Origin of the sequence: Aliiglaciecola sp. M165, assembly GCF_007197995.1 — a bacterium.
In the GTDB taxonomy this organism is placed as follows: domain Bacteria; phylum Pseudomonadota; class Gammaproteobacteria; order Enterobacterales; family Alteromonadaceae; genus Aliiglaciecola.
In genome coordinates this window covers 635772-660351 of record NZ_VKKH01000002.1, presented here as the reverse complement: position 1 = coordinate 660351, position 24580 = coordinate 635772, and the positions used below count along the sequence as shown (strand labels likewise).

Below are 24580 nucleotides of genomic sequence, written 5' to 3'. Positions count from 1 at the left end.
TCTATCAAAGATAATAGTAGTAACATTCTTCATCGCGCTGATATCCAAGGGATTCGTAAAGCCCTTGTGCTTTTGTATTACTAATGTGGGTTTGCAGCATGATCCAGCAAAAAGGACTTTGCGAGCGGAACATTGGCCCTTGCTCGCAAAATACTCTGACGCTTACAGGCATTGCTTATCCAGGATTGGGGTTATTTAGGTCCTAAAAGCGTGCTGGTCTTATATGCAGGTTTTTTCCTAACAGAATGTTCTGACTTCTTGTATGATTATAAACAAATAGGCCTTAGATTAATTCCATGAGCGAAATCAAACAGTTACTTGAAAACAACCGCAAATGGTCTGAGACCACACGGCGTCAAAACCCCGAGTTCTTTGAATCGCTAGCCAAACAGCAAAAGCCACGATATTTATGGATAGGTTGTTCTGATAGCCGGGTACCTGCCAATCAGATCGTCGATTTACCCCCAGGCGATGTTTTTGTGCATCGCAATGTGGCCAACCTGGTTGTGCACACTGATTTCAATTGCTTGTCTGTTCTGCAGTATGCGGTAGACGTTTTGAAAGTCGAACACATCATTGTGTGTGGTCATTATGGTTGTGGCGGAGTAGACGCCGCGATTGAAGAGCAGCACCTTGGTCTGATCGGTAATTGGTTAGGGCATATCAGAGATATTGCGAAACAATACGAAGGAGAACTTTCACCTTTGAATGCCAAGCAAAAGTCTGACCGCTTATGTGAAATAAACGTACTCGAACAGGCTAAAAATGTTCGTCACAATGCTATTGTTGTGAATGCCCTTGCAAGAGGTCAAAAACTCCATATCCATAGTTGGATTTATAGTCTGGATAACGGTTTAATCAAAGATTTACAATCAAAAACCAACGAATCCTAGCGATTAATCATCATTTTCCTGCGTCAATTTACGTTTGTAAATATTCACTTACACAATGTTGAGCTCGGCTCCTAAAATTTCCCAAGAGTAATTTATTCACCTGTGCTATAACCAACATGCTGTTTAAAAACAGTTGCTTGCAAAAAAGTTCACGGGGTTTGTGAACACTAATCAATACTAGGGAACATTCACATGAATAAATCAATATTGAAGTTAGCAGTAACCTCCTCCGCCGTATGCCTCGCACTGGGCTCCAATACGGTATTCGCGCAAGAAACCGAAAGCATTGAAAAAATTGCGGTTACCGGTTCATTGATAAAGCGCACTGATATGGAAGGTCCTTCGCCGGTCACCTCCATTGATGCAACGCAAATCGCCAATACGGGCGTAACAGACTTAATCAGTTTGTTTACTAAGTTACCCATTTCAGGACAAGGTACGTTTTCGACACAAGGTAATAGCAGTGATGATACTGCCAATGGTGGCTCGAGCGTGTCGCTCCGTGGTTTGGGTGCCGATTCTACGCTTATTCTGATCAACGGTCGTCGCGTCTCGGTGTCTCCATTTGCTAAGGGCATTGATACGGCTTTTGTTGATATCAACAACATTCCACTGTCGGCCATAGCGCGGGTAGATATTCTCAAAGATGGCGCTTCAGCAACTTACGGCTCTGACGCCATTGCAGGGGTTATCAACGTGGTGTTGCGTGATGATTTTGAAGGTGCAGAAATTTCCGCCAAATACGGTGACACCGCAGATGGCGGTGGTGAAGAGCAGAATATCAGCCTCATTTGGGGAAGTAGCCAAGATAAATTCAAGCATACTTTTATTTTGGATTATTTTGACAGAGAAGAAATTCTTTATGCTGACCGAGATTTTTCTCGTTCATCAAACCAGGCAGCGTTAAGACCTAACGACCCAGATGCAGTAGATTTCAGAAGTTCATCAGGTATTCCAGGCACTATTGCATTGCGTTCTGATCCCACCAACCGGATCATTGACGAATTTGGTAATGATCGATGCGCACCTGAGGATATAGATCGTGTTAACATTCTTTGTCGTTACGACTATGCACCTTTTATGACCATGGTGCCTGATGCTGAGCGATTCAGCTTTAATTACCTTGGACGCTACGAAATCAATGATTCCTTGCGGGCATTTATCGATTTCAACGGCCAAAATTCCAAGTCGATAGTTCGCGGTGCGGGTAGCCCGAGTTTTAACGAGTTATTTATGGACGGTGATAACGCAAATCATCCCTTTGCGAACGATCCTACTCATCCGTTTTTTGGTCAAGACTTAACGATGCGACGTCGTACGGTAGACATTGGTAATCGTGAAAAACGCGTGGATACCGATTACTACCGCACAATCGTTGGAATGAGTGGGGAGTTAGAAACCTGGAATTGGGAAGCTGCGTACAGCTATATTAAGAGCGAATCGGTCGAACGCGGCGTTGACGGATTTCCCAATTCTCGACGGATCCAGGAAGCCATTGATAACGAGTCTTGGAACCCCTTTGAACCCTCACAAAACACCCAAGAATCTTTGGACTTTATTGAAACGACGACCACCCGTGTAGGTAAGTCTACCAACAAAACATTTGATCTGACCTTCTCTGGACCCTTGATGGAAATTGATGGTGGAGACGTGATGTTGGCGGTTAAAGCTGAATATCGCGAGGAAGCGATCAGCGATAATCCTGACGACCAATTCTTACGAGGTGATGTATTTGGTACCGAAGCTACCCAAGCGAACGGCGAGCGAGACAGTACAGCATTGGCTGCAGAATTTGCCATTCCAGTAATGGATAATTTGGAAGTTCAACTTGCGGTAAGGTATGAAGATTATAGTGATTTTGGTACCACCACCGACCCGAAAGTATCGTTTTTATGGTCTCCGTTGGATAACTTGTCGTTCCGCGGTTCTTATGGCACTGCGTTCCGAGCACCATCATTACATCAACTTGGATTAGGTCGCACAGACGAGTCGCCAAATCTGGTTGATACCGTTCGTTGTAATGCGGTTGGCTTGGGATGTCAGCCCGCTGAATATACCGCAGTGTTTGCGGGTAACCCTGACTTGGGACCTGAGGAATCAACCAGCTATAACCTGGGTGTGATTTATGAAGTCACCGAAAACTTAGATTTCTCTATCGATTATTACAGCTACGATATTGAAAATATCATCGACTCCGACACCCAATTCGTCTTTACTAACTTTGGTGGCGATCCTAGCGTTGTTGAGCGTATTCCTACTGCAGATCCAAACGATCCTGGTGAAGTGGTGCGGGTGTTCGATTCATTCCAAAATATTGGTGATTTGGAGACCACAGGATTGGATCTTGATGTCGGTTACAAGCTGGATACCGACATGGGTGAATTCAAACTAGGGTTTGTGATGAACTACGTGTTGAAGTTTGAGGAATTTAGACCCGATGCTAGTGGTGGAAAACGCCTTAACCTCAAGGAAGGTCAGTTTGAGCAACCGGAAATTCGTCATACGACTTCCCTTGACTGGATGCAAGATGATGTCAGCGCCACACTTGCCATTAACTATATAGGTGAGTTTGATGGTGATGCGGATTCGGGTTTTGGAGACAAGACCGTTGATGCTTGGACCACCGTTGACTTAGTGGTGAATTATCGTGGTATTGAAAATACAACGCTGACCATAGGTGCAACAAACCTTCTCAATGAAGAACCGCCCTTCAGTCATCATGAATTTGTTGGCTATGTGCAGTCTATTCACAGTGGTCAAGGCCGCTTTGTTTACCTGCAGGGGGCTTATAAGTTCTAATCAGCAAGCATCTTTATACGTTTTAAATGGAGCACTGGTCGTTTTCGCCAGTGCTTTTTTTTAAAGCGTTTTTAAGTATAATCTACGGGTTAAATTGTGTTTATGGAGTAGTAGTATGCAAGGATGGTTAACCCTTCTTATTTTAGTGTCGGCACTCACTTGTAGCTTTGTGCTGCAAGCCACCGAGTTACCAGTTAAATCTTTTTCAAGATTACCTCAGTTTTCAAATCCAGAATTGTCTCCGAATGGAAGCCGTGTTGCATTTGTTCAAAACGTTGATGAAGCGGGTCTTGCAGTCCTCACTGCATTTGATCTAAGTACTGGCAAGTCGAATTATCTAGTGCAATCAGACAATGAAAAAGTCAAAATTAATTGGTTTGAATGGGCTAATGAACAAACGCTTTTGGTTAGCGTACGCTATGCCGCGCAGCGATATGGTACTGATACTACCGAAACCCGACTCGTCGCCATTGATGCGAATGGCACAATGGAAGACCCTAGAGTATTGATTAAACCTCGTCCTGGGGGGTTGAGAGATGATCATATTTCTCAGTTTCAAGACAATGTCATCGACTTTTTACCTAAAGATCCTGAACATATATTAATCGCAGTTGATCTCGATATTCAGAACATGCCGTCGGTTTACAAACTCAATGTAAACAACGGAAAAAAGAAACGCATCGAAAAAGGTAAGCGGATGATCCGTGACTGGATGACTGATCAGCAACACCGATTGCGTTTAGGTTACGTAACAGAGTACAAAACGGGTGAAAAGTCGATTCTCGTAAGACAAGATGAAGACAGCGATTTTGAGCGCATGTTTGAGTACAACACGCTAACCGATCAGCCTGTTTATCCTGTGGGATTTGATCTCGACCCTAACATTCTCTATTTCAAACAATATAAAGATGACAAGCTCGCTCTGTTCAAACTTGATTTGACCACAAAAGAGCAAGAGTTAGTATTTGCAGATCCTGACTTTGATGTCGATGGTGGGCTGATCTATTCCTCAAAGTCTGGTGAGGTGATAGGCATCAATCACGCTAATACTGACACCGGTCGAATTTATTGGGACAAAAATCGAGAGAAGTTATTACGCTCGTTAAATAAAGTTCTGCCTGACACTGATAACTACTTAACTGCGTTTAGCCAAGACGAAAATATTTATTTGTTGTACTCAGAAAACGACTATTTGCCCGGCGTTTATTACTTAGGGAATCGTAAAGAAGGCTCACTGAGTATTCTTTTCGAAACCTATCCTGAGCTTGTTCCAGAGGTACTTACGGAACATGATTATATTTCCTATAAAGCGCGCGATGGTGTGGAGATAAAAGGGTATCTGACGATACCAAAAACAGGGGAAGCGCCATTTCCAACAATTATACACCCCCATGGTGGACCCTATGCCAGAGACTCAACTGGATTTGATTATTGGACATCGTTTTTTGCCAATCGTGGATATGCGGTACTGCGTCCTAATTTTCGTGGATCCAAGGGTTATGGTTATGCGTTTAAGCAAAGCCAGATGAAACGCTGGGGGCTGGAGATGCAAGATGACCTCGAAGATGGCCTGAACTGGATGGTTGAGAAAGGCTACGCTGATGCATCTAAAGTCTGTATTGTCGGTGGTAGCTACGGAGGCTATGCAGCGTTGATGGGGGTCGCAAAAACGCCAGATGTATACAAATGTGCGATAAGTTTCGCTGGCGTAACTAACTTAAAAACCTTGGTCTCTGATAGCCGGGATTATGTAAATACCAAGATGGTAAAAAATCAGATTGGGGATGACAGAGGTGACTTGGCGGACCGGTCTCCTTACTATAACGTAGAGGCAATTAAGAGCCCGATTTTATTGATACACGGCGAAAAAGACCGGGTGGTCGATGTTAAGCATAGCCGTATGATGGCGAACGAACTTGATGATGAGGATAAGGCTTTTGAATACATTGAGCTAGAAAACGGTGATCACTATCTATCGATTCAGCGCAATCGTCACATTACCTTTGCTGCCATGGACAAGTTTCTAAAACAACATCTTAAATAACCCAAGTTTTAATGACCTTAGGTCAAACAGCGCCAGTTCATCCTAAACAATGAACTCGTCTTAAAAATTAAGACGAGTTTTTTTGTTCCCTTTATTTTAAAAGTCGCTAAACTGACCGCTCTTTTTTTCGACGATTCTTTCCCCCTGTGCAGAACATCTGCATCAACAATCTCGGAGCAAAATGAAAAAACAGTTTAATTTCAGTAAGTTACTGGCGAAAAAGCTTTTTGGTAGTGAAAACAAGCCAGACTTAGGCTTATTGGAATTTGTTGCCTTGATGGCGTTTTTGACGTCTTTAGTGGCGTTGAGCATTGATGCAATGTTACCTGCGATGAATCAAATAGGTCAGGATTTGTCCAGCGATAGCCCCCAGCAGACACACTTAATTGTGTCGATCTTTTTCCTCGGCATGGCTGTGGGTCAGCTTTATTATGGGCCGTATTCAGATACCAAAGGAAGGCGCGCCGCTATTTTGTCAGGGTTGCTTGTTTTTGCGTTGGGCACGCTAATTTGCATGTTTGCTCAATCAATGGAGGTTCTGTTGGCCGGCAGGTTAGTGCAAGCCTTTGGCGTTTCAGGACCTAGAATTGCCACAATCGCACTCATTCGTGATCAATATGCAGGTGAAGCGATGGCTCGGGTCATGTCTTTTATGATGATGGTATTTATTTTGGTGCCTATGATTGCACCTGCCTTTGGTAAGGCGATTTTGATTTTTGCATCGTGGCGAGAAATATTTGAGTCGTTTCTATTTATCGGTTTGGCGTTGGGAATATGGTTCTTTAGTCGTCAACGTGAAACGCTACCCAAAGAGAAGCGAAGCGAATTTTCAATCAAAGGCTTAGTCACCTCCAGTAAGTACGTCTTAACTCATAAAGCGGTTATGCTTTATACCTTGGCAATGGGATTGATATTTGGGGCTTTTTTAACCTACCTGAGCGCCTCTCAAACCCTCTTTGAAGATTTTTATTATGTTGGCGACTTGTTCCCTGTTTATTTCGCTGTCCTGGCCTTTTCAATTGGTTTTGCCTCATTTGTAAACGGTGCGTTGGTAATGCGACTTGGGATGTTCAAACTCTGCGTTGGTGCTTTGGTTGGGAATATTCTTATGTCAGCTATCCTGGTCTGGTTCACCATGGAATTTAATGGTTTACCTCCACTGCATTTGACGATGATTGTGTTATTTGTGAATTTCTTTTTTATTGGAATTTTGTTTGGCAATCTCAATTCCATGGCGATGCTTCCTTTAGGACATGTCGCCGGACTAGGTGCAGCTATTATCGGATCATTAAGTAGTGCCTTTTCAGTGCCAATTGCTATTTTTATTGGAAGCTTTATTGACCAGACAATTTTTCCGATTGCTTACGGCTTCTTAGGTTTTGGAATGGTGGCGTTACTGTGTGTATTGATTGCTGGCAAACCAAAGGAACAAGCGATTTGCAAGACTAAACACATCAGCAACGAGCACCCCGCATCAGACAATGCGAAGTGAACCGATGTGCTTGCAGATCCTTAGATTGATTAAGGGGGGTTACTTTACTAGACGAACAATTGGAGAAGGATTGACGTTCTCTACTATGTCTACAACACGAGGATGTCTGACGCCGTTTTTAACTTTGTCATAAATCACATTTTTCATCTCTAACGCCTGACAGAATTTATAAAAAGTCATAAAATCTTTGCGAGAGAAGTCATCGTTTTCACGAGTCAACTGACTATCGATGTACATTGATTCACCATTAGCCGTTAATGTCGCTAATGCTGTGTAGGGCTCTCCATATTTTTTTACTCGAAGTGCTCTTACCATTTTCACTTCGAAGATCCAATCGTCCATTTGAGTGAATCTTGATATCGATGAATTCATAGTGTACTCCACTGAGAATCTATTTTGTTATGGAAACGCTCTTTTTTAGTCTCACCCGTTATAAATGCAATTGGTAGGCCAATGTGCCACGTCACGGATTTACACGTCTCAGGGTTTTTCAAACAAAAAGAATGTACCTGATCGAAGACAGAAAGTTGTCTACAATCCACTTAAAGAATTACGTTTGTTTTACAAAAGACTGCTTTATTTTAGTAAATCAAATACTTAGTTACTATTTTTGTCGTTATTATTATTGTATCGCTTTTGCGACTATTTTTTATTCTACGCTTTTTAGGGGTAAAACCCCAGCACTGGCATCATTATAGACGGAGTTAATAACACTTTATAACAAAACTCCAGTAATAAATGGCGTAATTTATAATAATTTAAAGTCGTTGGGCTATATATTTACCCAATTCTATTTTCCAATTAACACTAGCTTACTACAGAAATAAAAAGCCCGGCCAAAATGACCGGGCAAAAGGGCTTGGTTTAAGCACCTAACGACAGAAACGGGAGCGCTGTCATGCGAATTTTGTATTTACGCAGCATCGACGATAGCTTTCATATCAGTCATGTAACCACGTAATTGCTCTCCAACGGTTTCTACACCATGCGAGCGAATTTTCTTGTTAGCTTCAACCAATGCCATGTTATCGACACTGTTAGAGGCAGATTTCAGACCTTTACCTATTAACTGTTCATCAACTTCAGGCATCAATTTATCTTTAAGTAACGGAATTGCCGCATTGGCAAACAAGTAGTTGCCGTACTCGGCGGTATCAGAAATGACAACATTCATTTCGTATAAGCGTTTACGGGCAATGGTATTCGATATCAATGGCGTTTCATGCAGCGATTCGTAATAGGCTGATTCAGGTAAAATTCCAGCTTCTACCATGACGTCAAACGCGAGTTCAACTCCACATTTAATCATGGCAACAACTAAAATACATTTATCAAAAAACTCTTGCTCATCAATTTTGCCTGAGTATTCAGGAGCATTTTCAAACCCGCTTTGCCCTGTTTCTTCGCGCCATTTTAATAGGTTGGCATCACCATTTGCCCAATCTTCCATCATGGTTTTAGAAAACTCACCGCTGATAATGTCGTCTTGGTGTTTTTCAAATAATGGACGCAACAACTTGGTAAGTTGATCAGACAGTTCGCAGGCTTTCAATTTAGCGGGGTTCGACAACCTATCCATCATATTGGTAACACCGCCGATTTTTAATGCTTCGGTTATGGTCTCTAGTCCGAATTGGATAAGTGCCCCGGCATAAGCTGGGTCAACACCGTCGGCTACCATCTGCTCGTAACCTAAGATCGCCGCTGTTTGTTGCATTCCACATAATATGGTCTGCTCGCCCATTAAATCTGATTTCACTTCCGCTACGAAAGATGATTCAAGTACACCTGCTCGGTCACCACCTGTGGCTGAAGCCAGTGCCTTAGCGATGTCCCAGCCTTGATTTTGCGGATCATTTTCAGGATGCACGGCGATAAGCGTTGGAACGCCAAAGCCACGTTTATATTCTTCACGAACTTCCGTGCCAGGGCATTTTGGTGCACACATGACAACCGTAATATCAGCGCGGATCTGTTGGCCTTCTTCGACAATATTAAAACCATGAGAGTAACCTAAGGTTGCACCCTGTTTCATGAGAGGCATTACCGCTTCAACAACACTTGAATGCTGTTTGTCTGGAGTCAGGTTGTAAACTAAATCTGCAGTTGGAATCAGCTGTTGATAAGTACCTACTTCAAACCCATTGCTGGTGGCACGTTCAAATGAGTCGCGTTTTTCATCTATCGCTGCTTGACGTAACGCATAAGAAACATCCAAACCAGAATCACGCATGTTTAGACCTTGATTTAAACCTTGCGCACCGCAACCCACAATGACAATTTTTTTGCCTTTGAGAAAATCACAACCATCGGCAAATTCGCTCCGCTGCATAAAGCGACAACGACCGAGTTGGTCGAGTTGTTGTCTAAGAGATAACGAGTTGAAATAATTTGCCATGGAAAACCTACTTGCTTAATAACATTCTTTAAATGACACACATGCTGCAAAGGCGATGTATGAGATTAACCTATCGAGTCAGTGACGACTTTGATATCAGGAGTTTATGCTTTATTTTGTATTGTTTAAAATGATATATTTGCAACATAGTATTGCAAAATATGAAACATCATGGATTTTCGAAGCTTACAATTATTCCAACATTTGGCATCAAGCCTACACTTTGGCAAAACCTCCAAAGCGCTTTATGTTAGTCCGTCTACGTTGAGCCGGGCTATACAGAGACTTGAGGATGAATGCGATGCTGCGTTATTTGTAAGAGATAATCGTTCAGTTAAACTCACTGCGGCAGGTGAAAAAATGCGTCTTTTCAGTCAGCAGACGCTAGATCAATGGCACATGTTAAAAGCAGATCTCGACAGGCTTAATCCTCTGTTAACCGGTGAAATCAGATTGTATTGTTCGGTCACTGCTAGCCAAAGCCATCTGCCAAACATTCTTAATCAGTTTCGCCAGCAACATCCGCAAGTTGAAGTAAAACTGACGACAGGCGATCACGCTTTGTCTGTCTCTAAAGTACTGGATCATGACGCCGATGTGGCTATTGCCATTTATACTCCTGATATGCCCAACGAATTGGCTTTCGTTGCCTTAGATACCATACCTTTGCAGTTGATCGCACCAAGAGACAGTCAACTCAATCATTTAGATGATGTTGATTGGGCAAAACACAAAGTTGTGCTACCCGACTCAGGACCATCAAAACGTATCGTCCATCATTGGTTCACTGAAATAGGAATACGTCCTAATGTATATGCTTCGGTGGGCGGGAATGAAGCCATTGTAAGTATGGTTGCCCTAGGTTGTGGACTAGGTATAGTGCCAAAGGTGGTTCTGGACAACTCTATGGCAGCAAAGCACGTATCGCGTATCAATATAAAAAATATTGAGCCTTACAAATTGGGGCTGTGCTGCCTTAACTCGCGAATTAAAGAGCCTTTGATCGATGCCATGGTTAATCAAATTCGTGAATAATTTAAATATTCTGCGCAGGAACAATTAGTGGCTTAGCTGCTTGATGATATTGTCCAGTGCTCGGTAACTAAGGGCCTCAGCGAGATGCTCCCGGTTAACCATAGTAATTTGTTCGAGGTCCGCGATGCTGCGGGCAACTTTCATCACACGGTGAAATGCGCGCATCGATAGACCTAGTTTTTCTACTGCATTTTGCAAAAAGTGTCGATCTTGAGGGCTCAGTACACAGTAAGTTTCTAATTCACGGTTATTGAGCTGTGCATTAAGCTTTCCTGCTCGCTGGGTTTGCATTTTTCTGGCATTGATCACTCTTTGACGCACAGTACTGCTGTTCTCGTGAGATTGATTGGGTAGAGGTTGATATAATTCCTCGGACGTCAGTTTAGGTACATCCACTTGCAAATCGACTCTATCCAAAAACGGCCCAGAAATTCGATTCAGGTACTTTAAAATTTGCTCAGACGTGCAACGACCATCGTGCAAACTCCCTGTGGGGCTAGGGTTCATAGCAGCAACCAATTGGAAACGCGCTGGATAGCTCACTTGGAACGCTGCGCGTGAAATATGAATATTGCCTGATTCTAGTGGTTCTCTGAGTACATCTAATACTTTTTTATCAAATTCAGGCAACTCATCTAGAAACAAAATACCATGATGAGCGAGGCTAATTTCTCCTGGTTTTGGACGACTGCCACCTCCCACCAGTGCTACAGCAGAACTGGTATGGTGAGGTTGCCTAAAAGGCCGCAGTCGCCAATTGCTAGGATCGATGCCTTGTTGTGCAACGGACCGAATCGTCGCTGATTCCAACGCTTGTTGTTGTTGTAACGGCGGAAGGATCGTTAATAGTCTTTGCGCCAACATTGTTTTCCCTGTCCCCGGTGGACCGCAAAACAGTATATTGTGATTGCCAGCTGCACTGATTTCCAATGCACGTTTTGCCATTTGCTGGCCTTTAATGTCGGCCAAATCCATTTCGTAATGGCTCGAAGTTTCTTTTTCTGTATGCTGATAAACAGCTAAAGTTTGTCGTTCTGACAGGTGCAAAAATATCTCTGTCAGAGTGTCAGTTGAAAGAATCTGGCAATTAGAGACCAAGCTAGCTTCATTTGCATTGGCTGCAGGCACGACAGCAATTCGTTGGCTTTTGGCGCAGGCATAAGCGAAGGGTAATGCGCCTGATACGCCACGAATATCTCCCGTCAGCGCTAATTCACCAATAAATTCTATCTGTTTTAGGTGTTCAACGGGAAATAGCCCACAGGCGGCAATGATGCCGATAGCTATAGCAAGATCAAATCTACCCCCCTCTTTTGGTAAGTCAGCAGGTGCAAGATTTACGGTAATGCGTTTGGCGGGAAATTCAAAACCTGAATTTAACAACGCGCTTCTTACCCGCTCCTTGGATTCCCTGACTGCAGTTTCTGCTAATCCTACTAAATTAAAAGCTGGCAACCCGTTGGCTAAGTGGACCTCAATTGTGACGAGCGGTGCCTGAATTCCCACGCAGGCTCTTGAGTACACGACTGCCAATGACATTAAACCTTCCCTGTTTATCATCTGATGTCATTGAGCTTAAGTTATAGGGTTCCTTGTTGCGAGTGTCTAAGGTCTAGTTTAATGTCTAGTTTTTTTCATCACCATGAGGTGGGAAAACATGAAGGTTCCAATGCCATCGCATAGCGGCCAAACGCAACAATAAAGTGGTCAGCAGTGCAGCCAGCATGGCGATATCTGTGTGCAGGTCGAACATCACGGCAAAAACATAAACGGCTCCGCCTAAGATGCAGGTCGTGGCATAAAGCTCTCCCTTGAGCACCAATGGAATTTCACGACATATAACGTCGCGGATCAGACCACCAAAAACCCCTGTCATAGTACCCAGAGCGATGGCGACAAAAGGCGTTGCACCGTATGCCAAGGCTTTTTGCAAGCCCATTACATTGAAAAATGCTAAACCAATAGCGTCGGCTACCAGCAAATATCGCAGCGGGAAGGTTTCATGTTTGCGCAACCAAATTATGGTGGCAATCGCGGCAAGAATAATCACATAAAAGAAACTTGGATCTTTGACCCAAAATACCGGCAAGTCCAAAATCATGTCGCGCAAGGTGCCGCCACCTATAGCAGTGACTCCAGCTAAAACGACAACACCAAAACCATCCATATGTTTGCGGTGGGCCATCAATGTTCCAGATACTGCAAATACGGCGACCCCGGCAAGATCGATCCAATGAAACCAGACTGACATTGTGAACATATAAAAGGACTTCTAGTTTTTTTATAGCTTTGAAAAAACCTTAACACAGCGGCTATAAAGGTAAACAGCATAATGCTAATCCGTGGAAAGAAGCGATCAGTCAGAATGCGACCAGTTGCTTTCTCGCTGAATGATCACTTCTTCATATGGATTGGTATAATATATACAGTATCAATGCTTGATCCCGCCTGCTTAACCATGATATTTCTATTAGCAGTGACGATTTACCGTGCATGAGCATGAATATACAACCTATCGAGCAAGCGTTAGTTATTAATATTAGCGCGTTGGAGATTTTCCAGCGGGGGTAGGGTGTATTAGTTAAGAGTACACCGACCCTCGCATTTATTGCGGGGGTTTTTTGTTTTAAGGTGCCGGAGTTTCTGTCACATTAAAACCGCCCGTACCTGAATTAATTTTGTCCAGAGAAAACCTGGGCCAAGAGAGCAAGAGAGTTTGACCATGCCTAAACTACGTTCATCTACCACAACTCAAGGTCGCAATATGGCTGGTGCTCGGGCGCTTTGGCGAGCGACCGGCATGACCGATAAAGACTTTGGTAAACCGATCATCGCTGTATCAAATTCTTTTACTCAGTTTGTTCCAGGTCATGTGCATCTAAAAGATATGGGTCAACTGGTCGCCAGAAGTATTGAAGCGGCCGGTGGCGTAGCAAAAGAATTTAATACTATCGCTGTAGACGATGGCATCGCTATGGGACACGCGGGGATGCTCTACAGTCTGCCGTCTCGGGAAATCATTGCTGATTCCGTCGAGTATATGGTTAATGCCCACTGTGCCGATGCCATTGTGTGTATTTCTAATTGCGACAAAATCACTCCTGGCATGCTGATGGCCGCCATGCGCTTAAATGTCCCTGTGGTGTTTGTTTCTGGTGGTCCGATGGAAGCGGGTAAAACTAAACTCTCTGATCAGTTGATCAAACTAGACCTAGTTGACGCCATGGTTGCTGCGGCAGACGACAAAGTCTCTGATGCAGATTCAGAAGAGATTGAGCGTTCGGCCTGTCCAACCTGCGGTTCTTGTTCTGGTATGTTCACCGCAAATTCAATGAATTGTTTAACTGAAGCACTAGGCTTGTCATTACCGGGGAATGGCTCTTTGTTGGCGACTCATGCTGACCGAGAAGAGTTGTTTAAGCAAGCAGGACGACAAATCGTTGAGCTTTGCAGACGTTATTATCAAGAAGATGATGATACTGCGCTACCGAGAAATATTGCCAACTTCAAAGCCTTTGAAAACGCCATGAGCTTGGATATAGCCATGGGAGGATCGACCAATACGATATTGCATTTATTGGCCGCTGCAATTGAGGGCGAAGTGCCCTTTACGATGCAGGATATTGACCGTCTTTCTCGAAAAGTACCACATTTGTGTAAGGTTGCTCCTGCAACACCTGAATATCACATGGAAGATGTGCATCGCGCTGGCGGCGTGATGGGTATCCTGGCTGAAATCAAACGTGCAGGGCTATTGCACGAAGATGTGCATCACGTGTTGGGCAAAAAAATGGGAGAGGTGATAGACCAATGGGATATTGCTAACCAACCCTCAGATGAGATTTTAGAATTCTATAAAGCCGGCCCTGCTGGGATCAGAACAACCAAAGCGTTTAGTCAGAGTTGTCGCTATCCCACCGCTGATATTGATCGGGAAAATGGCTGTATTCGTGCCCGTGAGCATGCTTTTAGTGAAGAAGGTGGTTTGGCCGTATTGTATGGCAATATTGCCCTGGACGGATGCATCGTCAAAACCGCTGGCGTTGATGAGTCAATTCATGTGTTCTCGGGTAAAGCCCGAGTCTACGAAAGTCAGGATGACGCAGTAAACGGGATTTTAAGTGACGAAGTACAAGCCGGTGAAGTAGTCGTCATCCGTTACGAGGGACCCAAAGGCGGACCTGGCATGCAGGAAATGTTGTACCCCACGTCTTATCTTAAATCCAAAGGGTTAGGCAAAGCCTGCGCACTGGTTACCGATGGGCGTTTTTCCGGCGGAACCTCTGGGCTGTCAATCGGTCACGCCTCGCCCGAAGCTGGTGCTGGTGGCGCGATTGCATTAGTTGAAGATGGTGACATTATCGACATAGACATCCCTAGTCGAGGGATCAATTTACGGATTTCAGAAGATGAATTGCAAGCGAGACGTGAAGCGATGGAAGCTAGCGCGAACCCTTGGAAGCCGAAAAATCGGGATAGAAAAGTGTCTTTATCATTGAAAACCTTCGCCATGCTTGCGACTAGTGCGGACAAGGGGGCAGTTCGAGATCCTTCTAAGTTGGAAGATTAAATGACTTTAGCCGCAAATGAATACTTAAAACGCATTTTGTTGTCGCCTGTTTACGACGTCGCGGTAAACAGCGAACTAACTAAACTGAATAGTTTATCGGCCTCGTTAGGCAACAACATTTATTTAAAGCGTGAAGATCAGCAGCCAGTCAAATCATTCAAATTACGAGGTGCCTACAACAAACTGTGCAGCTTGAGCGAAGAGCAGTTACAGGCTGGCGTAGTGGCCGCCTCGGCGGGCAACCATGCGCAAGGCGTGGCGTATTCTGCAAAAATTAAAAAGGTTCAGGCAACCATAGTAATGCCTGAAACAACTCCAGATATCAAAGTTGAAGCGGTTCGACGTTTTGGCGGTGAATATGCTCATGTAGTGCTTTACGGTACCAGTTTTGATCAAGCAAAAGACGAGGCTGTTAGGCTCTCACAAGTGAACGGATATACCTTGGTGCCTCCGTTTGATGATGAAGACGTCATTGCTGGGCAAGGCACCATTGGCCGTGAACTACTTGAACAGCTCCCTGATATGGACGTGTTGTTTGTGGCGGTTGGCGGTGGTGGGTTAGCCGCTGGGATTAGTGTTTTTCTCAAACAGCTCAAGCCAGAATTAAAAATTGTCGCAGTTGAGTCTGACGAATCAGCATGTTTGCAAGCTGCCTTGCTCGCTGGTGAACCCGTCGCATTGCCTTCTGTAGGAATTTTCGCTGATGGTGTGGCAGTTAAAACCATTGGTCAGGAACCGTTTCGTTTATGTCAGCAATATATCGATGAGGTCATCACGGTAAACACGGATGAAATCTGTGCGGCGATCAAAGACATCTTCGACGATACTCGCGTCATCGCTGAACCAGCGGGGGCCTTATCTATCGCTGGGATACGCAAATACTTGGCAGAAAACCCGATGTCAGGTATGACCTTGGGGGGTATTTTGTGTGGTGCAAATATCAATTTTCACACCCTTAGATATGTTTCAGAACGATGTGAGCTTGGCGAGCAAAAAGAAGCCGTATTTGCGGTTAAGATCCCAGAGCGAACGGGTGCGTTTAAGCAATTCTGTGAGCTGCTTGGTGGTCGCACCATCACCGAGTTTAACTACCGGTATGCTAACAGCGGCGAAGCCCACATATTTGTGGGTATAAAACTACGTTTTGGAAAAGAGGAATTCTTGCAGTTGGAGCGCGAATTAACACAAGCCGGATACGAGTGTTTTGACCTATCAGAAAACGAAATGGCAAAATTGCACGTACGCTACATGGTTGGGGGGCGCCCGCCGAGCCTGTTAAACGAGCACATTTTCTCATTTGAGTTCCCTGAATACCCCGGTGCGTTAATGAATTTCCTCAACACCTTAGGAGAATCCTGGAATATCACGCTTTTCCACTATCGTAACCATGGTGCCGCAGAAGGTTTAGTTCTCGCTGGATTTGATTTACCGGAAAACGGACGTGACGATTTTGATCAACATCTGGAAAAGCTCGGGTATGTTTACGCAGAACAGACGGACAATCCGGCTTATCAATTCTTCTTATCTGACGTCGGTTTAGAGAGATAAGCCTGCTTCACCTCAAGGCAAAAACTACATCATTCCCGCGAAGGCGTGGATTATTTAAGGACTATCTTAGGGCCCAAAAAGATCCCCGACAAGAGCACTCGGGGATGACGTAGCTTCTTGCTTCGGGATGACGTGCAGTAGGTGGTTGGAAGACGCGGTGATTCCGCGTCAACCTTGTTGGGCGTAAAGTTTCTCTAAACGCTGGGCGATCTCTGGGGCGATTAAACCTATGATTTCCTGACGAAATGCTTCACTGGCTTCTGAATGCTGTAATTGTCCATCGTCACTGTCTGCCAATAAATTATTCTCTCTTAACGCATTAACAAAAGTGGCCAGTACATTTTTATCAAAAAATTCAGGTGAGCTAATGCCATGCAAGGCGGCCAATCGCTCGGCAAATTTAGCACTTTGTTTTTCCAATGCTGCGCGGCTCATTTTTTTCTCTCTGGCCAACAACGATAGGACCAGTGCATAACGTTGAAGTGTTTCTTGTACACAGCGATTAAGCAACCAAACAGAGTAAAACGATTTTTCTGTAGGCTCGACTGGGACCAGCTTCCTTCCGCTGGTGGCAATCATGCCCATTTCTTTCATGCTGTCGATAAGCCCTTCTGCGTAATCCTTGGCCTCATCTTCAGACATATACAGGAACCATTCCCGCTGAAACATAGGGTAGAGGCTCATAATCAAATCGATCAATTTGCCTTTTTCTAGCCCTTTGCGCGCAAACAAAATTGCAGCAATCAGCCCTGGAATAGCAAACAAATGAAGAATATTGTTTCGATAGTAGGTCAAGGCAACAGCGTTACGATGCTCCAATGAAATGATTTTACCGAAACTGTCTTCATGAACATTCATTTTCCCAAGCTTTAGCGTTTTTTCAACAATGGTTTTGCCATCTTCCTTTGGCAAGCTAACCATTTCACTGTAAGGAGAAAGTTTGAGTAAATGCAGGTAATCATCAACCGCTTGCTCAAGCTCCTTTTGACCCATGGCATTTTTCTTGGCAGATAATAGACAAAGTGCACAAATCGACATGCCACTAATTGCTGCTGACTGATTAATTCGCACCATGATTTGATTTGCCAAGGTGTTGACTGTAGGGGTTAGCCAACTGGGTTTTTTGTCTGTGTCTGTATTTTGCGCATCGCGCCAATCTTTAACTTGTTCATCAAGGAAATTGTTTAACTGAATGGGTTCGCCAAAATTTAAGAATCCGTGTCCATAATTTTTTAATTTACGAACAACCGAAAACAAGCCAAATACAGATTCTTTTTGTTTGCTGCTGCCTTTCAGCTCCTTTAGATAACTGCCTACTTCCATGACGTGTTCGTAACCAATATAAACTGGCACGATACTGACTGGACGGTTAACGCCTTTTATCATTGCCTGAAGCGTCATGGCTAACATACCGGTTTTGGGAGGAAGCAATCGACCTGTGCGGCTTCGGCCACCTTCTGCGTAGTATTTAACTGAATATCCTTTATTAAAAAGCAGTTCCAGGTATTCTCTGAACACCGCAGTATACAACTTGTTTCCAGCGAAACTGCGGCGTAAAAAGAACGCACCACCGCGTCTAAAAATACCGCCCACGGGCCAAAAATTTAAGTTTATCCCTGCTGCTATATGAGGAGTTACTAGTCCTTCATGATAAATAACGTAAGTCAGCAGTAGATAATCCATATGACTGCGGTGGCAAGGAACATAGATAATTTCATGCCCATTCTGCGCCAACTTGCGGACTTTGTCAGCGTGCCCAACATCAATACCATCGTAGATTTTATTCCAAATTCGGGTAAGCACTCTGTCGCCAAAGCGAATCAGGCCTTCTCGATAATCCGCGGCGATTTCATTAATATATGAACGGGCAACGGTCTTTGCCTTGCCTAGCGGGATTTTCTTGTTCCGCGCCTCGTCATTTATGGCGTTCATAACGGACGCTGAACCTAATATCGAGTTATACAGTTCTTGTCTTTCAAGCAAGGTAGGACCGTTAAAAGCTTGGCGTTTGCGATGAAAGTGAGTGCCCGCTAACCTTATTAACTTGTGAGCGATATCAGCCTCAGTGCCAGGTAATTCTGTCATGGTGCGCGAAGATACGGCTTTGCTGTAGGAAACAAAATTGTCCCGTCCTAAAAACAGTACAATGAAGAATTTACGTAACCAACTTGGCGATGCTCGGTCTGCAAGCATATCGGCTAATCCAGAAGATGCTCTGCCAGGTGCTCGGCCCCAAAAAATTGTAACAGGAACAATTTGCAGATCGAGTGACTTATTTTCGCGATGCAGCTCAAATAGATGGGTAAAATCTGCGGCGATTTTTGTCCCTTTGATGGACCGACCTATCACGGATTGAGGTTGCTGCAAGAAGACACATGCACTGTGCTCTTCGTCACCGATAGAGATTTTTTTTGTTGGACTTGGCAGGCCGACCTGTTTGGTCGACATTTTTAATGCCAATTGATCGGTAATGGAGTGGGTACGCAACAGATACATAATCGGCTTGGTTTTATCAATGCCAAGTTCGTTTTCGATATCTGTTGGAATGTTGTTGACCCTAACCAACCAACGCACTGGAAAAGCAAATAATGTAAGCAGCAATTTATGCAGCCAAACCATATATCACACCTTGAGGTTCCTAAAACAAGCGGAGGATATCATGAAGCACAGAAATATGCTTTTTTGACGAATCCTTAAAGCGTAAAAAATTATGTTTGTTTATCAAAAAAGCGATGAAGTAACGAATTTCGTCAAACATCAACTAAATTTGTGTTCTGTCACTAACTGTATATACTACCAGTTGAACTGTATAGAAAAACAGGCTGGTTATGCGTCCACTAACTCCAAGACAAGAAGAAATTCTACAACTCATTAAAACGACGATGTCCGATACGGGAATGCCACCCACTCGCGCTGAAATCGCTCGCCAACTCGGTTTTAAATCAGCTAATGCTGCCGAGGAGCATCTCAAGGCGCTGGCGCGCAAAGGGGTGATCGAAATTTTACCTGGAACCTCTAGAGGCATTAAATTAAATGTGCCACTTGATGACATTGAAGAAGAGGTGGGGCTGCCATTAATTGGCCGCGTCGCAGCAGGTGAGCCGATTTTGGCCGAAGAGCATGTAGAATGTCATTATAAAGTAGACCCAGAGCTATTCAAACCCAATGCAGACTTTCTACTCAGAGTTAATGGAATGAGTATGAAGGATATTGGCATCCTTGATGGCGACTTGCTTGCAGTGCATCGCACTACTGACGTGCATAATGGCCAGGTGGTTGTTGCACGAGTAGACGAAGATGTCACGGTTAAGCGTCTGGAAAAACGCGGTCGAGAAGTGTTGTTGCACGCTGAAAACGAAGAGTTCAGTCCGATTAAGGTGGACTTGGCAACGCAGCCATTTAACATCGAAGGCATAGCCGTTGGTGTTATTCGTAATGCTGATTGGATGTAGTAAAAGCCAACAGAAAGTCTCTAAAATCATGGTTGTACACGCTTTCTGACTCAAAAAAATTATTCTTCAAAAACCAGCAGCGTATTGCTGGTTTTTTTGTGTCCGCATATACTCAGCGCATCACATCCCTAAGCACAATTATGAAAACACTACTGAACGTTTTCTGGCAGTTTTTTTTATTAGGTTTAACCAGCTTTGGTGGACCTGCTGCCCATATTGGCTATTTTCAAAAAATCTTTGTTGAAAAACTTAAGTGGATAGACGCGCAGCGCTTTGCTCAACTTACCGCATTGAGTCAGTTTCTTCCTGGCCCTGGGTCCAGCCAATTGGGATTTGCGATAGGGTTACACAGAGGTGGCTTGGGTGGCGCCATCGCTGCCTTTATAGGGTTTACCCTGCCATCTTTTGTGATCATGTTTTTCGTGGCGGCCAATAGTGTCAGCAATTTCGACCATTGGATAGTGACTGCAGTATTTGATGGATTAAAGTTATTGGCCGTAATCGTGGTGACGGATGCAATCGTGACTATGTACAAACAGTTTTGTCAAACCATAAAACTAATCAGTGTAATGCTTTTAACCACGGTAATATTGTTAGTCTTCCCATCAATGTTAACGCAAATATTGGCAATTGTAGTCGCAGCGATTTGGGGAGCCTTCACTGTCAAGAACAGTGAGAGTGAGGAGCGGCCTATTTTGCAAACTAAGTTGCCATGGCTTTTTGTATTTGTTGTCTTGTTTGCGGCATCTTTTTTTGTCTATCAGGACAGTCCATTGTGGAACACATTTGCAGGTTTCTATCAGGCGGGTAGCTTAGTCTTTGGTGGCGGCCACGTTGTGTTGCCTCTTCTCCAGGGATCTGTGGGCAGCGAATTGACTCAACAGCAGTTTTTAACTGGATATGCCCTTGCCCAAGGTGTTCCGGGACCGATGTTTACGCTTGCAACCTATTTAGGTGCTCAACTGAATCAAGAATTCGCCCTGACGGGGGCGATTATTGCAACCTTGGCAATATTCCTGCCCGGGTTCTTATTGCTGCTTGGATGCAAGGATGCCTGGTTGCAGATTATAAACTTGCCCAAAATCTCGGGGGCGTCAGCAGCAATTAATGCATCGGTGGTGGGGTTATTACTCGCAGCGTTAATTCAACCGATTTCTATTACTGCAATACACTCAATTTCAGATGGTGCGATAGTAGTGCTTGGAATCGCGCTAATCCAATCGAAAAAGCTGCCAATTTGGATGTTAATTATCGGCATCGTGTTATTGCGACTTGCCGCTGTATTCTTCGTCGGTTAATCGTCAAAGAAGACCAAATTTGAATAAGCCTTAAATTCTCCTGCAATTTATTTATAAAAGTAAAAAAGCCATAAACTCTTGATAAAAGTCTATTTTGAATAAAAATCAGGCACTTGTTCATTGGATTAACAAAAAACACTAGACTCAAACGTCTAGTTGAGTAATTCTTATACGGCAATTTACAACAATATAACAAAAATAAATCAAGTCATTTACCACACTGAGTTTTTCTGCGGTTCTTTTACTGTGCGTTACTCCCTTGGAAAAGACTTAATTCAACAGGAGGTGTTGAGTGAAGAAGATATGGTCCGGCGCGATGACGATACTGACGAGTATCATTGCGTTTTCAGCTTTTGCTGATTCGGGTACAGCTGTTGATCAATATCAGTTGAACTTACGCAAGGGTGTTACTGACATAAGCGCCGAAGTCTACGACCTACATATGCTGATGTTTATTATCTGCGTGGTGATTGGTCTACTGGTCTTTGCTGCGATGTTCTGGAGTATGTTCTTTCACCGCAAATCTCGTGGTGTGAAGCCCGCCAATTTTCATGAAAGCGTTAAAGTTGAAATTGCATGGACAATCATTCCGTTCATTATTTTAATTGTGATGGCCTTTCCTGCCGCCAAAACTCTCATTGCGATGGAGGATTCTTCTAATCCCGATGTGACAGTTTTGGTCACTGGTTCGCAATGGAAGTGGCACTATAAATATATGGAAAATGATGTTGAGTTTTTCTCCGTCATGGCCACACAACAAGAGCAAATTAACAACAAATTTGATAAAGGCGAAAACTACCTCCTCGAAGTTGACCGCCCACTTGTTATACCCACGGGCCAGAAAGTTAGATTTTTGGTCACATCAGATGACGTTATCCACTCCTGGTGGGTACCAGACTTTGCAGTGAAAAAAGATGCAAACCCAGGCTTTATCAATGAAGCTTGGACCAGGGTAAACGAGCCTGGTATTTATCGAGGCCAATGTGCAGAGTTATGTGGTAAAGATCATGGCTTCATGCCAGTCGTTGTTGTCGCTAAAGATCCAGCAGAATATAACGCCTGGATTGCCGAACAAGAAGAAATGCAGCGCAAAGCAAAAGAAGAAGAACAGCGTTTGCTGGCCATGAATATGAGCATGGACGAGTTAATGACTATAGGTGAACAAGTTTACCTGCGCGCCTGTGCCGCTTGTCACCAGCCTAATGGTCAAGGTCTTCCAGGTGTTTTCCCTTCTCTAGTTGGAACCGACATGATCAAAAACGATATGCCTGGTCACATTGACATAGTCGTCAACGGTAAAACAGGTACTGCGATGCAAGCGTTCTCGAAACAGTTAACCATGAGCGAAATTGCTGCGGTGGTCACTTATGAAAGAAATGCCTGGGGTAATAACACAGGTGAAATGGTACAAGCTAAAGACATTAACGCCGTAATGACGGGTCAATAGGAGGTTGGTTATGAGCACAGCAACAACAGAACTAGATCATGATGACCACCATCATGGCGCGCCCAGCGGCATTAAACGTTGGTTATACACAACAAACCACAAGGATATAGGCACACTCTACCTTTGGTTTGCTTTTATTATGTTTTTGGTTGGTGGCGCGATGGCGATGGTCATCCGTGCAGAGTTATTCCAACCTGGATTGCAAATTGTTGATCCGAATTTCTTCAATCAAATGACCACAGTCCACGGACTGATCATGGTATTTGGTGCGGTCATGCCGGCGTTTACAGGCCTAGCTAACTGGCTGGTTCCTATGATGATCGGTGCGCCTGATATGGCACTGCCTCGAATGAACAACTGGAGTTTCTGGATATTACCTGGCGCGTTTACCATTCTGTTAGCGTCACTGTTCATGGAAGGTGGCGGCCCGGCATTTGGCTGGACATTCTACGCACCACTTTCGACTACATACAGTAACGATACTACTGCATTATTCGTGTTCTCTGTGCATATCATGGGTATCTCATCCATCATGGGTGCCATCAACGTTATCGTAACTATTTTCAACATGCGTGCCCCGGGTATGACTTGGATGAAAATGCCGCTGTTTGTTTGGACTTGGTTGATTACCGCATTTCTACTTATTGCCGTAATGCCAGTGCTTGCAGGGGCGGTCACCATGGTTCTGACCGATAAGTACTTTGGCACCAGCTTCTTTGATGCCGCGGGTGGTGGCGATCCGGTGATGTTCCAGCATATTTTCTGGTTCTTTGGACACCCTGAAGTGTACATCATGATTTTGCCAGCGTTTGGTATTATCTCGGCAATTATCCCAACGTTTTCTCGTAAGAAACTGTTTGGCTATGCCTCAATGGTTTATGCAACAACGTCTATCGCGTTATTGTCGTTTATTGTGTGGGCGCACCACATGTTTACTACGGGGATGCCGGTGGAGGCCGAACTCTTTTTCATGTTTGCCACCATGCTGATATCTGTGCCCACAGGGGTGAAAGTCTTTAACTGGGTGGCAACCATGTGGCGAGGTTCAATGACCTTTGAAGTGCCTATGTTGTTCGCCTTGGCATTTATCGTGTTATTTACCATAGGTGGTTTGTCAGGCTTGATGCTTGCAATAGTGCCCGTGGATTTCCAATATCACGATACTTACTTTGTTGTCGCGCATTTCCACTATGTTCTGGTGACAGGTGCGATCTTCTCGATTATGGCTGCAGTTTATTATTGGCTTCCTAAATGGACAGGTAAGATGTTTGACGTGACCTTGGCTAAGTGGCACTTCTGGTGTTCACTGATTTCGGTCAACGTGTTGTTCTTCCCTATGCATTTTGTTGGATTGGCGGGTATGCCTCGTCGTATCCCAGATTACGCACTGCAATTTGCTGATTTTAACAAGTGGATTAGTCTTGGCGGCTTCGCATTTGGTCTATCCCAGCTTATTTTCTTAGCGTTGTTGATTAAAGCCTGTCGCAAACAAGGTGAACCAGTAAGTGCACAAGTTTGGGATGGTGCTGAAGGGCTAGAATGGGAAATCCCTTCTCCTGCGCCGTATCACACATTTGATACACCACCTGTAGTGAAATAATTGA

Annotated in this window: 17 protein-coding genes; 11 read left to right on the top strand and 6 right to left on the bottom strand. The window is 44.1% G+C overall.

Translation table 11 applies throughout. The annotated features are described in order from the left end of the window. Positions 1-4: 4 nt before the first annotated feature. Positions 5-172 carry a hypothetical protein gene (locus tag FM019_RS20900; protein WP_221934357.1) on the bottom strand — a complete coding sequence of 56 codons (168 nt, stop codon included), beginning with the start codon at positions 170-172 and terminating at the stop codon, positions 5-7. A 124-nt stretch (positions 173-296) separates the two neighbouring features. On the opposite strand from FM019_RS20900, the gene can reads away from it, so the two are divergent. From can to FM019_RS05150, 4 genes are all read left to right on the top strand, one after another. Next, positions 297-893 (top strand): carbonate dehydratase, encoded by a 597-nt coding sequence (can, locus tag FM019_RS05165; protein WP_143834817.1) that lies wholly within the window; start codon positions 297-299, stop codon positions 891-893. 192 nt (positions 894-1085) lie between these two features. After that, positions 1086-3692, top strand: a complete 2607-nt coding sequence (locus tag FM019_RS05160) for a TonB-dependent receptor plug domain-containing protein (protein ID WP_143834816.1) — start codon at positions 1086-1088, stop codon at positions 3690-3692. A gap of 115 nt (positions 3693-3807) precedes the next feature. Further along, positions 3808-5736 (top strand): alpha/beta hydrolase family protein, encoded by a 1929-nt coding sequence (locus FM019_RS05155; RefSeq protein ID WP_143834815.1) that lies wholly within the window; start codon positions 3808-3810, stop codon positions 5734-5736. A 181-nt stretch (positions 5737-5917) separates the two neighbouring features. Beyond that, positions 5918-7228: a multidrug effflux MFS transporter gene (locus tag FM019_RS05150; protein ID WP_143834814.1), complete on the top strand. Its 1311-nt coding sequence runs from the start codon at positions 5918-5920 to the stop codon at positions 7226-7228. Between the two features lie 39 nt (positions 7229-7267). On the opposite strand, the gene FM019_RS05145 is transcribed toward FM019_RS05150, so the two are convergent. Continuing rightward, positions 7268-7600, bottom strand: coding sequence for a hypothetical protein (locus tag FM019_RS05145; RefSeq protein WP_143834813.1), 333 nt, complete (start codon positions 7598-7600; stop codon positions 7268-7270). Between the two features lie 541 nt (positions 7601-8141). Beyond that, positions 8142-9626, bottom strand: a complete 1485-nt coding sequence (ilvC, locus tag FM019_RS05140; protein WP_143834812.1) for a ketol-acid reductoisomerase — start codon at positions 9624-9626, stop codon at positions 8142-8144. Between the two features lie 171 nt (positions 9627-9797). On the opposite strand from ilvC, the gene ilvY reads away from it, so the two are divergent. Then, positions 9798-10661: an HTH-type transcriptional activator IlvY gene (ilvY, locus tag FM019_RS05135; protein ID WP_143834811.1), complete on the top strand. Its 864-nt coding sequence runs from the start codon at positions 9798-9800 to the stop codon at positions 10659-10661. A 24-nt stretch (positions 10662-10685) separates the two neighbouring features. Here the strand turns inward: ilvY and FM019_RS05130 are convergent, their stop codons facing one another. Both FM019_RS05130 and FM019_RS05125 read right to left on the bottom strand, forming a co-directional pair. Further along, the gene (locus FM019_RS05130; RefSeq protein ID WP_143834810.1) at positions 10686-12200 is read right to left on the bottom strand and encodes a YifB family Mg chelatase-like AAA ATPase; all 1515 of its coding nucleotides are present in this window, start codon (positions 12198-12200) and stop codon (positions 10686-10688) included. A gap of 85 nt (positions 12201-12285) precedes the next feature. Beyond that, the gene (locus FM019_RS05125; RefSeq protein ID WP_143834962.1) at positions 12286-12912 is read right to left on the bottom strand and encodes a trimeric intracellular cation channel family protein; all 627 of its coding nucleotides are present in this window, start codon (positions 12910-12912) and stop codon (positions 12286-12288) included. A 471-nt stretch (positions 12913-13383) separates the two neighbouring features. Between FM019_RS05125 and ilvD the strand changes: the two genes are divergently transcribed. Together ilvD and ilvA are read left to right on the top strand one after the other, a co-directional pair. Further along, positions 13384-15231: a dihydroxy-acid dehydratase gene (ilvD, locus tag FM019_RS05120; RefSeq protein ID WP_143834809.1), complete on the top strand. Its 1848-nt coding sequence runs from the start codon at positions 13384-13386 to the stop codon at positions 15229-15231. Continuing rightward, complete coding sequence (ilvA, locus tag FM019_RS05115) at positions 15232-16779, top strand: threonine ammonia-lyase, biosynthetic (protein ID WP_143834808.1); 1548 nt, start codon at positions 15232-15234, stop codon at positions 16777-16779. It begins immediately after the preceding gene. Positions 16780-16947: 168 nt separating this feature from the next. Here ilvA and plsB read toward each other — a convergent pair whose 3' ends face one another. Then, positions 16948-19398, bottom strand: coding sequence for a glycerol-3-phosphate 1-O-acyltransferase PlsB (gene plsB, locus FM019_RS05110; RefSeq protein WP_143834807.1), 2451 nt, complete (start codon positions 19396-19398; stop codon positions 16948-16950). Between the two features lie 209 nt (positions 19399-19607). Between plsB and lexA the strand changes: the two genes are divergently transcribed. From lexA to ctaD, 4 genes are all read left to right on the top strand, one after another. Next, complete coding sequence (gene lexA / locus FM019_RS05105; protein WP_143834806.1) at positions 19608-20231, top strand: transcriptional repressor LexA; 624 nt, start codon at positions 19608-19610, stop codon at positions 20229-20231. A gap of 140 nt (positions 20232-20371) precedes the next feature. Continuing rightward, a complete protein-coding gene (gene chrA / locus FM019_RS05100; RefSeq protein ID WP_143834805.1) occupies positions 20372-21529 on the top strand; it encodes a chromate efflux transporter in 1158 nt (385 codons plus the stop codon). 316 nt (positions 21530-21845) lie between these two features. Beyond that, a complete protein-coding gene (gene coxB, locus FM019_RS05095) occupies positions 21846-22976 on the top strand; it encodes a cytochrome c oxidase subunit II (protein ID WP_143834961.1) in 1131 nt (376 codons plus the stop codon). A 10-nt stretch (positions 22977-22986) separates the two neighbouring features. Next, positions 22987-24576 carry a cytochrome c oxidase subunit I gene (gene ctaD, locus FM019_RS05090; RefSeq protein WP_143834804.1) on the top strand — a complete coding sequence of 530 codons (1590 nt, stop codon included), beginning with the start codon at positions 22987-22989 and terminating at the stop codon, positions 24574-24576. Positions 24577-24580: the final 4 nt, after the last annotated feature.

Excerpts from the sequence above, each read along its gene's own strand:
- chrA (WP_143834805.1), top strand. The coding sequence starts at position 20,372 with ATGAAAACACTACTGAACGTTTTCTGGCAGTTTTTTTTATTAGGTTTA.
- coxB (WP_143834961.1), top strand. The coding sequence starts at position 21,846 with ATGACGATACTGACGAGTATCATTGCGTTTTCAGCTTTTGCTGATTCG.
- ilvA (WP_143834808.1), top strand. The coding sequence starts at position 15,232 with ATGACTTTAGCCGCAAATGAATACTTAAAACGCATTTTGTTGTCGCCT.
- ilvD (WP_143834809.1), top strand. The coding sequence starts at position 13,384 with ATGCCTAAACTACGTTCATCTACCACAACTCAAGGTCGCAATATGGCT.
- ctaD (WP_143834804.1), top strand. The coding sequence starts at position 22,987 with ATGAGCACAGCAACAACAGAACTAGATCATGATGACCACCATCATGGC.
- ilvC (WP_143834812.1), bottom strand. The coding sequence starts at position 9,626 with ATGGCAAATTATTTCAACTCGTTATCTCTTAGACAACAACTCGACCAA.
- FM019_RS05155 (WP_143834815.1), top strand. The coding sequence starts at position 3,808 with ATGCAAGGATGGTTAACCCTTCTTATTTTAGTGTCGGCACTCACTTGT.
- can (WP_143834817.1), top strand. The coding sequence starts at position 297 with ATGAGCGAAATCAAACAGTTACTTGAAAACAACCGCAAATGGTCTGAG.
- FM019_RS05125 (WP_143834962.1), bottom strand. The coding sequence starts at position 12,912 with ATGTCAGTCTGGTTTCATTGGATCGATCTTGCCGGGGTCGCCGTATTT.
- FM019_RS05145 (WP_143834813.1), bottom strand. The coding sequence starts at position 7,600 with ATGAATTCATCGATATCAAGATTCACTCAAATGGACGATTGGATCTTC.
- FM019_RS20900 (WP_221934357.1), bottom strand. The coding sequence starts at position 172 with ATGCCTGTAAGCGTCAGAGTATTTTGCGAGCAAGGGCCAATGTTCCGC.
- FM019_RS05130 (WP_143834810.1), bottom strand. The coding sequence starts at position 12,200 with ATGTCATTGGCAGTCGTGTACTCAAGAGCCTGCGTGGGAATTCAGGCA.
- FM019_RS05160 (WP_143834816.1), top strand. The coding sequence starts at position 1,086 with ATGAATAAATCAATATTGAAGTTAGCAGTAACCTCCTCCGCCGTATGC.
- lexA (WP_143834806.1), top strand. The coding sequence starts at position 19,608 with ATGCGTCCACTAACTCCAAGACAAGAAGAAATTCTACAACTCATTAAA.
- FM019_RS05150 (WP_143834814.1), top strand. The coding sequence starts at position 5,918 with ATGAAAAAACAGTTTAATTTCAGTAAGTTACTGGCGAAAAAGCTTTTT.
- plsB (WP_143834807.1), bottom strand. The coding sequence starts at position 19,398 with ATGGTTTGGCTGCATAAATTGCTGCTTACATTATTTGCTTTTCCAGTG.
- ilvY (WP_143834811.1), top strand. The coding sequence starts at position 9,798 with ATGGATTTTCGAAGCTTACAATTATTCCAACATTTGGCATCAAGCCTA.